The 13,745-nt window shown below is 45.1% G+C and carries 18 protein-coding genes and 1 tRNA gene; 17 read left to right on the forward strand and 2 right to left on the reverse strand.

Annotation, left to right across the window (positions count from 1 at the left end; all coding sequences use genetic code 11):
* Positions 1-57: 57 nt before the first annotated feature.
* The 12 genes from LKE23_RS00805 to LKE23_RS00860 all read left to right on the forward strand — a co-directional run bounded on the left by LKE23_RS00805 (position 58) and on the right by LKE23_RS00860 (position 8,210).
* Positions 58-309 (forward strand): hypothetical protein, encoded by a 252-nt coding sequence (locus LKE23_RS00805; RefSeq protein ID WP_291977584.1) that lies wholly within the window; start codon positions 58-60, stop codon positions 307-309.
* 1 nt (position 310) lies between these two features.
* Complete coding sequence (locus LKE23_RS00810; protein WP_291977585.1) at positions 311-505, forward strand: sporulation protein Cse60; 195 nt, start codon at positions 311-313, stop codon at positions 503-505.
* Complete coding sequence (locus LKE23_RS00815; RefSeq protein WP_291977586.1) at positions 505-852, forward strand: phage head closure protein; 348 nt, start codon at positions 505-507, stop codon at positions 850-852. The genes LKE23_RS00810 and LKE23_RS00815 overlap by 1 nt, the downstream gene beginning before the upstream one ends.
* Positions 853-902: 50 nt before the next feature.
* A complete protein-coding gene (locus LKE23_RS00820; protein WP_291977587.1) occupies positions 903-1,334 on the forward strand; it encodes an HNH endonuclease in 432 nt (143 codons plus the stop codon).
* The gene (locus LKE23_RS00825) at positions 1,315-1,509 is read left to right on the forward strand and encodes a hypothetical protein (protein ID WP_291978326.1); all 195 of its coding nucleotides are present in this window, start codon (positions 1,315-1,317) and stop codon (positions 1,507-1,509) included. Before LKE23_RS00820 ends, LKE23_RS00825 begins: the two co-directional genes overlap by 20 nt.
* A 381-nt stretch (positions 1,510-1,890) precedes the next feature.
* Positions 1,891-2,379, forward strand: a complete 489-nt coding sequence (locus LKE23_RS00830) for a phage terminase small subunit P27 family (protein WP_291977588.1) — start codon at positions 1,891-1,893, stop codon at positions 2,377-2,379.
* Positions 2,376-4,076, forward strand: coding sequence for a terminase large subunit (locus LKE23_RS00835; protein WP_291977589.1), 1,701 nt, complete (start codon positions 2,376-2,378; stop codon positions 4,074-4,076). Before LKE23_RS00830 ends, LKE23_RS00835 begins: the two co-directional genes overlap by 4 nt.
* A gap of 19 nt (positions 4,077-4,095) precedes the next feature.
* A complete protein-coding gene (locus tag LKE23_RS00840) occupies positions 4,096-5,229 on the forward strand; it encodes a phage portal protein (protein WP_291977590.1) in 1,134 nt (377 codons plus the stop codon).
* On the forward strand, positions 5,204-6,730 hold the full coding sequence (locus LKE23_RS00845) for a phage major capsid protein (protein WP_434737603.1): 1,527 nt from the start codon (positions 5,204-5,206) through the stop codon (positions 6,728-6,730). Before LKE23_RS00840 ends, LKE23_RS00845 begins: the two co-directional genes overlap by 26 nt.
* A gap of 78 nt (positions 6,731-6,808) precedes the next feature.
* The gene (locus LKE23_RS00850) at positions 6,809-7,102 is read left to right on the forward strand and encodes a head-tail connector protein (protein WP_291977591.1); all 294 of its coding nucleotides are present in this window, start codon (positions 6,809-6,811) and stop codon (positions 7,100-7,102) included.
* 265 nt (positions 7,103-7,367) lie between these two features.
* On the forward strand, positions 7,368-7,772 hold the full coding sequence (locus LKE23_RS00855; RefSeq protein WP_291977592.1) for a hypothetical protein: 405 nt from the start codon (positions 7,368-7,370) through the stop codon (positions 7,770-7,772).
* Between the two features lie 51 nt (positions 7,773-7,823).
* Positions 7,824-8,210: a hypothetical protein gene (locus tag LKE23_RS00860; protein ID WP_291977593.1), complete on the forward strand. Its 387-nt coding sequence runs from the start codon at positions 7,824-7,826 to the stop codon at positions 8,208-8,210.
* Positions 8,211-8,389: 179 nt separating this feature from the next.
* Here the strand turns inward: LKE23_RS00860 and LKE23_RS00865 are convergent.
* A tRNA-Ser gene (locus LKE23_RS00865) sits at positions 8,390-8,478 on the reverse strand.
* A 164-nt stretch (positions 8,479-8,642) separates the two neighbouring features.
* On the opposite strand from LKE23_RS00865, the gene LKE23_RS00870 reads away from it, so the two are divergent.
* Genes LKE23_RS00870 through LKE23_RS00880 form a run of 3 tightly spaced genes read left to right on the forward strand, consistent with a single transcriptional unit; the run spans position 8,643 to position 12,325 of the window.
* Positions 8,643-10,412, forward strand: coding sequence for a hypothetical protein (locus tag LKE23_RS00870; protein ID WP_291977594.1), 1,770 nt, complete (start codon positions 8,643-8,645; stop codon positions 10,410-10,412).
* Between the two features lie 37 nt (positions 10,413-10,449).
* Positions 10,450-11,148: a ribonuclease H family protein gene (locus LKE23_RS00875; RefSeq protein ID WP_291977596.1), complete on the forward strand. Its 699-nt coding sequence runs from the start codon at positions 10,450-10,452 to the stop codon at positions 11,146-11,148.
* Between the two features lie 16 nt (positions 11,149-11,164).
* Complete coding sequence (locus LKE23_RS00880; protein ID WP_291977597.1) at positions 11,165-12,325, forward strand: hydroxymethylglutaryl-CoA synthase; 1,161 nt, start codon at positions 11,165-11,167, stop codon at positions 12,323-12,325.
* A 50-nt stretch (positions 12,326-12,375) separates the two neighbouring features.
* Here the strand turns inward: LKE23_RS00880 and lexA are convergent, their stop codons facing one another.
* The gene (gene lexA / locus LKE23_RS00885) at positions 12,376-13,002 is read right to left on the reverse strand and encodes a transcriptional repressor LexA (RefSeq protein ID WP_291977598.1); all 627 of its coding nucleotides are present in this window, start codon (positions 13,000-13,002) and stop codon (positions 12,376-12,378) included.
* Between the two features lie 159 nt (positions 13,003-13,161).
* Here lexA and LKE23_RS00890 point away from each other — a divergent pair, with 159 nt between their 5' ends.
* Both LKE23_RS00890 and LKE23_RS00895 read left to right on the forward strand, forming a co-directional pair.
* Positions 13,162-13,413 carry a DUF896 domain-containing protein gene (locus LKE23_RS00890; RefSeq protein WP_267201807.1) on the forward strand — a complete coding sequence of 84 codons (252 nt, stop codon included), beginning with the start codon at positions 13,162-13,164 and terminating at the stop codon, positions 13,411-13,413.
* Between the two features lie 81 nt (positions 13,414-13,494).
* A complete protein-coding gene (locus LKE23_RS00895; RefSeq protein ID WP_305069090.1) occupies positions 13,495-13,716 on the forward strand; it encodes a YneF family protein in 222 nt (73 codons plus the stop codon).
* Positions 13,717-13,745 lie beyond the last annotated feature (29 nt).

A 13,745-nucleotide genomic window follows, 5' to 3' on the forward strand; every position in this document is an offset into this window, starting at 1 on the left:
TGTAGAGATGTAGAGATTCATAACAGTTATTTTATGTATTCTGGAGGAATGGACAGTATGGATAAACATAAAAAGTGTAGCAGCAAGCCTACCGCTTTCTTAAAAGTAAAGATGGTCAATGGTTCCAGTATTGTTACTAGCCTACGACAAATAAACACAATAGCCGAAAGTAAAAGCTTGATCGCACTAGATAGGTATACAGAAGTAGACCTAGGTACTTTTAAGGAAATAGAGCCTGCTGCTATTAACCCCGATTATGTTGTTGTAGCAACACGTATTGATGGTAATTTGATTGAAGGAGACAAGTAAAATGCAAACTAAGATTTTCAGCAAAAGCAGTACGAGACTTATAGAGAATGAGATTAACGCCTGGTTAACTCAAAACAGCGATAAGAAAATCATTGATATTAAGTTTAATAGCCATTCAAGTGTTACTGGTAGTTCCGAATGGTTTAGCGGAGACGACACTTATTCAGCCATGATTATTTACAAGGACGGTGAGTAATGATGCTTAACTATGACATCAGTAGAATGAAGCACCGGGTTGAGTTTGGAACGTATAGCTATGTTCCAGACGACACACTAGAAGGCGGACACGAGGAATTCAAGCCGTCAGAAGAAGTATGGTGCGGAGAATATAGCACTACTCAATCACGGACGTTTGATAATCTTGGGTTACACGTTGATGCGGATATCGTCCTGGCAATCAGACACAACCCCAACGTTAATAAGAAGCTAAGCGCAAAGTACAAAGGCCATGAATACAAGATTATTGCTATCAACAGCGATGACCGTATCAACGCATTTGACCTAGTTACTCTACAAGTGAAAAACGGTCTAGGCAATCAATAATAAACAAAGGGTGTCTAATTCAGGCACCCTTTTAATATGGAGATGATAACGTGAGTAAACCAACACACTTATGCAATCACCCTGGTTGTATGAAGTTAATACCATATGACCAGCGCTACTGCAGCAAACATGAATACCGTAAACCAATTGACCAGGCAGATAAGCAGGAACGACACCAGATTAATAAAGCTATCTATCATAAGCGAATTACTAGCAAGCATGAAGGTAAGTACCAACGTTTCTATCGTTCGACAGCATGGAAGAAGCTAAGCCACCGTTGGTTAATGATGCACCCGTTGTGTGTTAGCTGTGAAGCACGTGGTATCTATCGTAAAGGTGATTTAGTAGACCATATTGTTGAGCTACGAGACGATTGGACCAAGCGACTAGACCCAGACAATCTCGAAACCATGTGTATTTCCTGTCATAATAAAAAGAGTGCAATTGAAAGGCGGAAGCGACATGAAAGAACGATGGAATAAATTCAAGGACAGCAAGTGGATAGCACCTGTATTCTTTGCGATTGTGTTTGGAATAGCTGGACTAATTGCCTATATGATCGTGTTCCAGGTGCATTTAGGACTGTTAATCGTGTTTATCGTGGCAATATGGCTCATTGCCAAGGTGGTTGTGGCAATCCTACGATGGCTCATCTGAAAAATTTTCAGAAAAGATTTCAAAAATTTTGCTCAACATTTTTGTGTTGAGCTTTTTTATTTTTTACCGGGGGGCCGTGCTGCCGCCGAAAAGAGCGGCACATCCACATTACTTTTTGTAAAAACCCATTTTTTATAGTTTTTTCTCGTCATATACGAACAATATAACTATATAATTAATTATTGTTCGTGTTTTTTAGAATTTTGTAATTGCCGATTATTAGTCTTAAATTTAAGTGGCAATGTTCGTAAATACGCTAACAATGCGTTGCCCTTTTTGCCGAAAAGAGGTATAATGTTCGTATAATAAAGATTACTGGGTATAAATAGCCATTAGATGTTCGTCTATTGGCTATTTTTGCTATGTTAAGGTGGTGAATGTATGGCTGGAGCAAAAATTAAACCAGTAGAAAAGTTAAGAGGCCACTGGACGAAAGATCAGTTAGCAGATCGTGAAGAAGTCCAGAATAACCTTAAAGAAAACTATGAACCAATTGATGAAACAGTGCCCGAAGAGTTACACGGTTACGCCCGTAAGGAATGGCAAAAGATCGTACCCCTACTCAAAAAGGAAACACCTGCAAGCAACCTAGACCGTAGCCAATTAATTAATTACTGTGTCCTCGCTCAAACTGTTCACACTTGCCAGAAGTATATCCTTCAAGATGGCCTGTGTGTTATGACTTCGCAAGGCACTAAGAAGATCAATCCATACTTCAATATGCAAGACAAGGCCATTAAGAATATGCGAGCAATTGCCAGTGACTTTGGCTTGAATATCAGTAGCCGGGCCAAGTTAGAGAACCAGAAGGTAAAGCAACAAGACCCCGAAGACCCGTTTGTTGCCTTCTTAGAAGATGATGCCGGGTGATTAGATACGTTGATGATGTATTGTCTGGTAAGATCGTAGCTGGGAAGAAGATACGCCTTGCCTGTGAGCGTTATAAGCGTGATTTAGAGCGTTCAAAGAGTGACGACTTCCCCTTCTACTATGATGAGAAGATGGCCCGTAAAGCCTGCCAGTTTGTCCAGATGCTGCCATTAACCGATGGTGGTAAGTTTCACCTAGCCGAATACCAGGAATGGATAGTAAGCGAGTTATACGGCTGGCGAGTAAAGGAAACAGGCGAGCGGCGTTATACACAGGGTATGGTATCAATGGCCCGTAAGTCTGGTAAAACTTACCTAGCTGCTTCCCTAGCCGCTATTGGCTTGATGATGGAAAACAAACCAGCTAAGAACCGCCAAGTCCTGTTCGTCTCAAACGCACTGAAACAAGCTAAACTGGGCTATGATATGCTTTCAAGCAGTCTAAGACAGGTGCAAAAGACCAGTAGATTGATTCGCCACCGAGTTAAGGTGCAAAAAGAACGGATTACCGATCTGCCGACCGATAGTTTCGCCACTGCCCTTGCTAGTGACACCAACACCCTTGATGGTTATGCTGGCACCACCATTATTTTAGATGAGTACGCGGCTGCTAAGGATCGTAAGGTATATGATGTTTTGAAGTCTGGACAAGCCCAGGAGCCTAACAGTCTGCTATTGATTATTTCAACCAGTGGCCTAGATTTGAATGTTCCTATGTATGCTGAATATAAGATGTTAAGCGATGTGTTAGCTGGTAAGAAGCAAGCAGATCGCTATTTTATTGCCATTTGGGAATTGGACGACCGTAAAGAAGTCACTAAGCCTAAGACGTGGATTAAAGCTAATCCTATTTTTGAAATACCAGCAATTAAGAAGCGTATGCAACCTAAAATCCAAGACGATGTGGATTTGGGGATTGCTCAAGATGATTTAATTCCCGTTCTCACTAAAAACTTTAATATGTGGCTTCAAGCTGCCGATAATTCCTATATTAGTGTGGACGACTGGGATAAAACCGAAATAGACACCCCCGACACCACCGGACGTGACGTCTATGTTGGCGTGGATATGAGTAAGACCAACGACTTAACAGCGGTTAGTTGGATAGTTCCAATTGATGGCCGTTTTTACGTGGATTCTCATTCCTGGGTAGGCACTAAGTACGGATTAGATCGCAAGATTAAGTTAGACGGCTTCAATTACCGGGCTGGTGAGAAACGTGGTGAGTGTTCTATCACTACCCTAGAAAGTGGCGTAATTGATACCGATGATGTGTTCAGTTACCTAGTTAATCTAAGCAATAAGAACCACTGGAAACCGATTATCTGTTATGACCCCTATAACTTCAATGATATTTTAACCAAGATTGAAAAACAGATGCCTAACTGGGATATGCGAGCCGTAAGACAAGGTAGTTTGACGCTCAATGTTCCTACCCGTGATTTTAGAGACAAGCTGTTTCAAAAGAAGATCATTCATGGCAATAACAAATTGCTTCGCTACTCAATGATTAATGCCCGGATTAAAGAAGATAACAACGGCTGGCAACTACAAAAGAAAAGCCGTAACTCTAACAGTCGGATTGACCCGGCGGCGGCTCTAATGAATGCTTATGTTTTTGCCCGTTCTTACTTTGATGACCAGGAAAAGAGTAAGACGCTCAATGACTTCTATTCCAGTCCAGAGTTTATGCAATGAAAGGTGGTGAGATTAATTAATGAGTTTATTTAATAACTGGTTCAGTAAAAAGACAACGGCAACTGGTGGTGATCCAGTTCTTGATGCACTTGTAAGCATTTCGAGCGATGATCCTTATGCTTATGTGTCACCAAGTAATCTAAGAAATAGCGATGTCTTTACAGCAATTAATGTAATTGCTAGTGATATAGCTTCTAATCCGGTGTTGTGTGATACCGATGTAATTAACAAGATGATTAACTCCAGTCCTAACGAAACAATGGACGGCTTTCATTTCAAGTATGCACTAGCAGCTAATATGTTATTAAATGGTAATTCTTTCGCTGAAATTCTTCCGAACCATAATTTGAGATTCATTCCTAACAATCAGATGGTGGTTAGTCAAGATACCATTACCGGCAAGCTGAAATATACCTACTCACCTAACGGGAGCGTTAAACAGGTGATTCCACCTAGCAAGGTACTTCATTTCAAGTATTTCACGATTGACGGTGTAGCTGGATTAAGCCCTTTGTATGCTTTGAAAGATGAGTTAGGCGTACAGAATGCTGGTAACAAGCTGTTACTCAATTTCTTTAATAACGGGATTCATGGAACCACTGTGGTTAAAGTCAATCAAGCTGATCTTAATCCTAATAGTATTAATAACATTCGTAAGAAGTTTGATGATGCTAATAGTGGTGCTAATTCAATGAAGACAGTAGTTGTTGACGATTCAATGGACGTAAGCAGCTTGTCACTCAACACAGATGTATTAAAGTTAGTTAACTCTAATGACTGGACTACCCGTCAAATTGCCAAGGTATTTGGCCTTCCGGTTGAAAAATTAGGCCTGGAAAATGAACACAGTAACCAGCAACAAAGTAACCTGCAATATCTGCAAAGCACTTTACAGCACTACTTTGATTGTTTCACTAGCGAACTATCTAAGAAGTTTGGTAAGGACTTTACTTTTAATACCGACAAGCTGCTAAGCCTTGATCCTGCTACCATTCAACAGCAAGCAATTGACGGCTATAATAACGGCTTGCTAACCAGAAATGAAGCCCGTAGCAAGTTAGGGTTGCCACCGACTAGCGATGGTGACAGCTTTAACGATGATTCAGAGAAAGGAATGAATGAAAATAATGGAAGATCGCCGATTAACGATTAACGCTGAATTGCGAGCAGCAGAACCGGCCCCACAGCCGACTGCACAGCCTGCTAACAGCGATAAGCAGGATAAGACGGATAATTCACCACAACCTGCTAAAACGGCCCAGAACAGCCCGAAGAAGCTCTCTGGTTATGCGATTGTTTGGAATACTCCCAGTAAGGATTTAGGGGGCTTCAAAGAAGTTGTATCACCGGACGCTCTTAAAGGCGTTGACCTGTCTAATGTATTGATGCTCAACGACCATGACTACACACAAGTTCTGGCAAGTGTGAAGGCTGGTACTTTGAAGTTAACCCCAGACGACAAGGGGCTTCACTTTGAAGCAACTTTACCAGATACCACAACCGCTAACGATGTATTCGCCAATGTTCAAGCTGGCAATCTGGATAGTTGTTCATTTAGTTTTGACGTTGACGATGGTTCCGACGAATGGAACAAGGACGACCAGGGAAACATTACACGGACTATTAATCAGATTAAAGATTTGTTTGATGTTTCTGTGGTTGCCGTACCTGCTTACGATTCAACTAATGTAAATGTAGACACCCGTTCATATGAACAATTTATTAAGGGGGAAAAGGAAAAAATGACTGAAAAGACTATTATTAACAATGATGAAAAGACCGAAACCCGTAGTTTTGAAGACTTTATTCGCTCTCATGGCGAAATGCGTGACGGCTTGACCACTTCCGGTGCCACCGCCGTGATTCCAGAAGAAGTCGTTACTCCTGTTCTGGAATTAAAGAACAGCAAGTATAACTTAGCTCAATACGCCACTGTAAAGACTGTTAGCGCTGGTTCAGGCCACTACCCTATTGCCAAGCGTAACAACACGGCTGTGTTAGCTACTAAGGAAGAATTAGCAGACATTGCGGACGTTGATGCTAATATGTTTGAAGACGTTCAATTTGACGTTAAGACCCGTGCTGGTAAGATTGCCCTATCCAATGAAGTAGTTGATGATTCTGCTGTTGATATTGTGGCCGAAGTTAAGAACCAACTTCAAAAGCTGGTTGATAACACTGATAACCAAAACATTATGAAGGTGCTGACTAGCGACACGTTCAAGAAGGAAAAGGCCACAACTACCGACGACTTAAAGAAGATTTTCAATGTTGAACTTGATCCAGCCTTAAACAAGATGTGGTTAGTTAATCAATCTGGTTTCAACTACCTTGATACTTTGAAGGATAATGAAGGACGTTACCTGTTACAACCTAACCCTACTGCCGCTAGTGGTTTCTCACTGTTTGGTGCCCCTGTGGTTATGATCAGTGATACCGTTATGCCTAACAATTCCGATGGTTCATTCCCATTAATCGTTGGTGACATGGCCGAAGCCGTTGCCGTATTCCGCCGTAACCAAGTAACCGCTCAATGGGATAAGTTCGACCAATTCGCCCAAGGCTTATCTGTGATCGTACGTAATGACTACAAGCCTATTTCAAGCGATGCGGCAATTAACATTTCTCTTTCTGCTGGCACGGCAAGTAAGTAATTAAACAACCTAGTAACCGTAGAGCCTACCTATTCGCAATGAGTAGGTAGGCTATTTTTTGGTTAGGAGTGATATAAAATGACAGAAACAAGTAATAATCCGATTGGAATTACAGTAGACACCATTAAAGATGCCTTACGAATTGATGGAAGCAATGACGATGCCTTGATTCAAGGGTATATCGACACTGCCAAAGACTATGTATCGAATGCTGTAGGTGAAAGTGTACCAATGAATGGTGACACCAAGTACAATTTAGCAGTAATTCTGCTAGTTCAATTCTGGTATAGCAACCGTACTATTGACATGAAACAAACACCATACCAAGTTCGTTCACTGATTCAACAATTGCGTGGCGAATACTGGCAATAGCATAGACCAGAACGCATGTTTGGTGTACAATATAGGTGTGCCAGAAATGGCACAAAATAAACGTTTTTTGTAATGTGATCATTTAAAAGTGAATTGGCACATGATGATAGCAAGCGTCTATTTAATTCATTTCCTAATAAAATAGCTGAAGTTACAGAGCTTTGCTCACCAGGCAACTGGCAGAGTTGTACGTAACTATTAAAGCGTCGTTAATTGCGACGCTTTTCTTATATACCCAGTAATCACAGTAAAGGTGGTTACAATTATGCGAAAAGATATTAAAGAAATTCGCCAAGTGCTAAAAGATTATTCAAGAATTAAGCATGATTTGAAACAGGCAAACTTTTTACCTAGTCCCCGTTTTGATGCGGTAAGCTCTCACAGCAACTCAAACCATACTGAAAGTAAATTCATCTACCATGCTGATTTGAGCTGGCAATTGCACCGGGTAGAAGAAGCAATCAACAATATTAAAGATTCTAAGTACCGGTTCATTATTAACAAGTACATAGTCAATAAGAAGTACAACCGTAAAGAATTATGTGACCGATACAATATTGGTTTACGTAGCTTTAACACCATGAAGAACCGGGCGTTAGTTGAATTTGCCAAAAACTATGGTATGGATTCGCTCTTAAACGAAATGGAAAAGCCCCAGGTGTATGATTAACCGTCTCACGTTGTCTGAAAGCCGTATAAAGTTAGGTGGATTAAGGTGTGTATGGACGAAATAAAAATAATAAGGCAATGGTTCAAGGATTATCACAAATGGAAAATAAAGGCCGCCCGTTTGAAGCCCCGTCAACGTGCTATACAAATTACCGGACTACCTAAAAGCAAGCCTACCGACCCCGACAGTAAAATGGTCCAATACACTAACGCCACTAATGAATGCCAGCAACGCCTAGACCTATTGAAAATGATGGTTGACACAGAAGAAAAAGGTAAATTATATGCTGACATTATCGAAAAGCGGTATTTACGAAGGTGGACAGTTGTTAAAACAATGGGCTACCTAGAAGAACATTACAACCTATATTTAAGTAGCCGTGCTTTAATACGTTATGAGCGTGAAGGACTACAATTGGCGCTGGATTTAGTGAAATAAAAAAAGACCACCAATTAAGGTGGCCACCGTGCCAATGAAACGTGAGAATTGATACTATTTTGAGAACATTTTGAGAACGTTTATTTACTTGTCTTTGCATTCTAAGTAAATAAAAAATCCCTCAAATGCTGATTTAACAACGCTTGGGGAACTTCCTAAAAGTCTATGAAATGTAGTTAAGGAGAGTACAGGATTTGAACCTGCGCGCCCGCTCTACACGGGTTCGCCGGATTTCGAGTCCGGTGCATTACCACTCTGCCAACTCTCCATATTCAACTTTTACATTGTACCAAATATCTCGAAATTCGTAAAGCCTGAATAGGAATGCTTTTTGCGGGTGTTCTCAGAAAAATTAGAGAAGCTTTCCATCTTATTTCACACTTGCCGGCTATAATTCTCCCAAGACTAAATCGGCAAAGGTGGACTATAGATATGAAGAAGGGCCAACGCCTCAAACTGATCCTCAAAAATAACTATGCATGTCTTCTGATCATTTTAACGGCCGGGGGACTGCTTTTTAGCCAAACGATTACTAATCATCCCATTGTTGGGGCCGATAGCGTTTTTCACTACAACCGCTTTTACGAGACCTATTCGCAGCTGCGGAAGCACAAATTCAGCTGGTTTCAGTCAATTTACAGTTTTAATCAGAGCGGTCGAATCGTTAATGCCGTTTATGGACCATTATTTGCTTATTTTAACGGCTTGCTGCTGTTCGTGGTTCATAGTTGGTACCAGTACCAGCTTCTGGCAAGTCTGATCATTTACTTGATTGCCGGCTATGGGATGTATCGACTGGCCCGCCAATTTAATCTTCAGCAGTTTATTGCTGCCTTAACGGCCAGCATCTACCTGACGATTGGTTGGGCCTCCCGTTGGCAAACGGGGAACAACGCCACCGCACTTGGCGCAATGCTGGCCCCGTACCTATTGCAGGTTGCTTATTGGATGGTCACGGATCCACAGCACCCGGTTCACTGGAAAAGTCTGGCGCTCCTGATGAGCATCACGATTGAAATTCACTTGCTTAGTGCCATCCTGTTTATGCTGCTGTTGATTCCCACCTGGCTCTACGCATTGAAAATCGCGGTGGCCAAGCGGCAACTGTTAATTCAAACGAGCAAGGCGGTCAGCGTGTCATTGGTTTTGACGGCCAATACCTTGGGGCCATTAATCTTTTTGAGCCTGACCAACCACCTGGTCATGCCCGCGGACTTTGATGTCATCAAGAATACGTTGCGCCTCGATCCATTTTCCAACATCCGGACCTCGATCACCGTCTTTTTCCTCAGTGTCCTTTTTTGCCAACTCCTCTTTGCCGTCGTTACCTGGCGAAAGAACCACTTGAATCTGATAGTTACAGTCACGGGGTTTGTCTTTTTATGGGGCAGTTCGCACTTTTTCCCGTGGGCTTGCTTGGTTAAAGCCTTCCCAAGCATTAGCTCTTATCTCCAGTTTCCGGTACGCCTGACAATTTTGGCCTACCCTCTGTTGATGCTTGGAATCGGCTTCTCCTTTGACCTAATTGTACATCAGCGTGGTACAAAATTTACTCAATGCATCGGCGGTGCTGCCTTAGTATTGATTTGGCTAGTTTGCTTGGGCCAGGCCGGCCGGGTAATCAATCATCGTGCCCAGGTTGGCTTCATGCCGCGGGTTTTGGAAAGCAAGACGACCTCCGTGGGGAAAAGCAACAGCGCTAAGGATCGGCAGCAGGTTTTGCGGGCGACCCGCAAAAGGGGCTATCGCAAGTTCTTAACGGAGTTGCAAAAGCGGATTCCTGATTATCTGACTTCCACTAAAACGAATACTCCGGCAATGGTGGCTGCCGAAAGCTATGCTCATTCGGTGGTGGACCGAGTCTCCAACGTTCAAATTCAGGCAGCTAGCAGGGGACGCTTGAAACTGACCTGGACTGCGACAAAGAGGGGCACCAAGCAATTGCCGGTCGTCACCTACCGGCAATCTCAGCTGACTGTGAACGGTCACCGGGTTAACCACTTTGCGCGGTCATTGGTCGGCTCGCCGACGGTTAAACAGCAAAAAGGGCACAACGTTGCCTACTTGACCTATGCTCCACCAACGTGGCTTAATGCGTTGGTTGCCGTTTCGCTATTGGCTTGGCTATTATGGGCAGGCAGGGCGCTTCTTATCCTGATAATAAGGAGAGTTAACCGTGAAATTGGCAGAGCCCCGCAATAGTGTATAATGGAACGGTGATGAGAAAGGATTGGGATCAATGACAAGAAAGTACTATGCGGTCAAACGGGGCCGAACGCCCGGAATCTATACCACCTGGGCGGAATGTCAGCGCCAGGTGAGTGGTTTTTCCGGCGCGGTCTACAAGAGCTTTGCCAGTCGCCAACAAGCCCTGGCCTGGCTGCAGCAGACCCAGCCAAGGCAACACCGTCCACAGCAGCTGCAGCTAACGCTGGATGACCAGGCTCGCCCAACACAGCCGGCAGCGATCAAACTGTATACCGACGGGGGCTCCCGCAACCATGGCAATAAGCGGGGCCAGCACGTCAAGGCAAACGACAAGGCGGCCTGGGCCTACCTGATCGAGTACCGGGGCGCTCAACAAACTGGGACGGGCGGCGAATATGGTGCCACCAACAACAAGATGGAAGTCCTGGCCCTGATAAATGCTTTGCAGTTTCTGCTGGACCACCGGCTTAATAATGAGACGATCGCGGCCACCTTGGATTCGCACTATGTCTTGGATCCGATCACAAAGGGCTGGCTTTACGGCTGGCAGCGCCGGGGCTGGCGAACCGCTTCCGGCTCACCGGTGGCCAACGCTGAGCAGTGGCAGCAGCTGCTGCGCCTCTTGCCACGATTTGCCCACTTGTCCTTTCAATGGACGAAGGGGCACGCGGATAACCAGGGAAACAATGTCGTGGACGGCCTGCTAAATCAAACAATGGACAAAATGTAAAATGGGGATGAAAAAAATGAAGATTGGAATCGATGAGATGGCCTTTGCGACCACGGATCAGTACATTGATCTGCGTGAGCTAGCGAAAAGACGCGGTGACGAGCCCGATAAGTACACAATCGGCATCGGCCAGGATCAGCAGGCGGTGGTTCCACCCACTCAGGACATCGTCACCCTGGGGGCAGCAGCGGCCGAAAAGCTGTTGAATCCCACCAACATAAAAAATATTTCGACGATCATTGTGGCCACCGAATCCGGGATCGATAATTCAAAGGCTAGCGCGATCTACATTAAACATCTGCTGGGTTTGAACGATTTTGTGCGGACCGTGGAACTCAAGGAAGCCTGTTATTCCGGGACCGCGGCCATTCAGTTTGCTCGCGGACTGGTGGCGCTAAACCCACAGGAAACGGTGCTGGTTATCGCGGCCGACATTGCTCGCTATGGCCTGAATACCCCTGGGGAAGTGACACAGGGGGCCGGGGCCGTGGCCATGCTGATCGGTGCCAACCCGCACGTTTTGGCGATTGAGCCGACGGCGGTTTCCTATAGCAAGGACATCATGGATTTCTGGCGGCCACTCTACGCCACCGAGGCAATGGTGGACGGGAAATACTCGACCAACGTCTACATCGACTTCTTCTTGCAGACCTTTACCCGCTACCAGCAGCTGACCGGTCGAAAGCTGGAGGACTTCGCCGGCCTGGCCTTCCACCTGCCGTTCACCAAAATGGGGAAGAAGGCGCTGGAGGCACTGCTGGGGCAACGGACCGACCCGACTGCTCAGCGGATGCGGAAGCAGTTGACCGCCGAGCAGGCCTACTGTCGGCAGGTCGGCAACCTCTACACCGGTTCACTTTACCTGGGCTTGATGTCGATGCTGCAAAACGGCCGGATTCAAGCCGGCGATCGGCTGGGGCTATTTAGCTATGGTTCCGGGGCCGAGGGCGAATTCTATACTGGAATTGTCCAGGCCGGCTTTGCCACTTACCTGAATGATATCCAAGCCGATCTGGACGCGCGCCACCAGGTTTCAATTGATGAATACGAACGACTTTTCAACGCCCAGCTGGGGATGAATTCTGCAGACCAGCAGTTTGATCTGGCAGGCGATCAGCTGCCATTCGTGCTGGCGGGGCAAAGGGATCACCAGCGAATCTACCAACGCAACCAATAAAAAAATCGGCAGTGCACGTTTGGATGCACTGCCGATTTTGGCTTTGGCAATTAAAAGATATGATCACGGAAGAGTCCGACGACCTTGCCGAGGATTTTAACGTTTTGCAGGAAAATCGGTGCCATGGTGTCGTTCTCCGGTTGAAGGCGGAAGCGGGTCTTTTCTTTGAAGAACCGCTTGCAGGTGGCTTCGTTGTCGTCGTTCATCGCGATTACGATGTCACCATTCTTTGCCGTGGATTGCTTGCGAACGATTACCTGATCGCCATTCAGAATCCCGGCCTTGATCATACTAGTTCCACGAATTGTCAGCATGAAGAGGTCATTGTTGTCCTGAATCGAAGGCGGGATTGGGAAGAAGTCCGTGGCGTCTTGGACCGCCAAGATTGGCTGCCCGGCGGTAACAACCCCCAGGACGGGAATCTTGGTCTGCAGTGGCTTAACACCGAGCAGGTCCAGCCCCTTAGGCGTGATCTCGAGCGCCCGGGGCTTCGCTGAATCCTTGCGTAAAAAGCCCTTGTCAATTAGGCGGGTAATGTGTCCGTGGACGGTTGATGTCGATGATAGGCCCACCGCACTGCAGATCTCCCGAACCGTCGGCGGATAGCCGTGTTCGGTGACTTGCTTGTGGATGTAGCTTAAGACCGCCATTTGTTTGTTTTTAGCAGCTCTTGGCATACTTACACCTCATTATTACTTATTATGTAAAGGATACCATAGCAGAAATTATATTTCAAACGTACGTTCGTCGCCTTTTTACGTATACGGATAATTTGCAATTAAGGATCAAATTCGGTAAAATCTAAGCCGTTAGAACAGGAAAGGAAGGGTCCGTGGATGACTGAATCAAAGGAACAGGATGAGCTGTTAAAGCGCATCAATGAATTGGCCCACAAGAACAAGACGGAGGGGCTGACTGAACCGGAAACCCGGGAACGGGAACGGCTGCGGCGCGAATACATTAAGAATTTCCGTAAAGCAATGCGGAGCAACATCGAAATGATGCGGATCTTTGACAAGAACGGCAAGGAAGTTACTCCCGAAAAGGTTCGTCAGATTCAACGCAAAAAAGGCCTGCGCGACGATTAAGTCCAGATTTTGCCTTTTCAAGCGTCCCGCGATCGTGTAAGATGGAAAGGTAACTAACCAAAGGAGGAATTAGTCGTGGGTATGACAATTTTATGGACCATCCTGGGATTACTGGTTGGCCTGGTTGTCGGTTTCTTCGGCGCCCGTAAGTACATGGAAAATTACCTTCGTAATAATCCACCAATTTCTGAAGAAATGCTGCGGACAATGATGCTTCAGATGGGACAGAAGCCTTCGAGCCGGAAGCTTCACCAGATGATGCAGACCATGAAGACACAAGCGCGGAAAGCAAACCGCAAGTAAAAAATAAAAGGGATGCGTTTCGGCATCCC

Origin of the sequence: Limosilactobacillus sp., assembly GCF_022482365.1 — a bacterium.
GTDB lineage: Bacteria > Bacillota > Bacilli > Lactobacillales > Lactobacillaceae > Limosilactobacillus.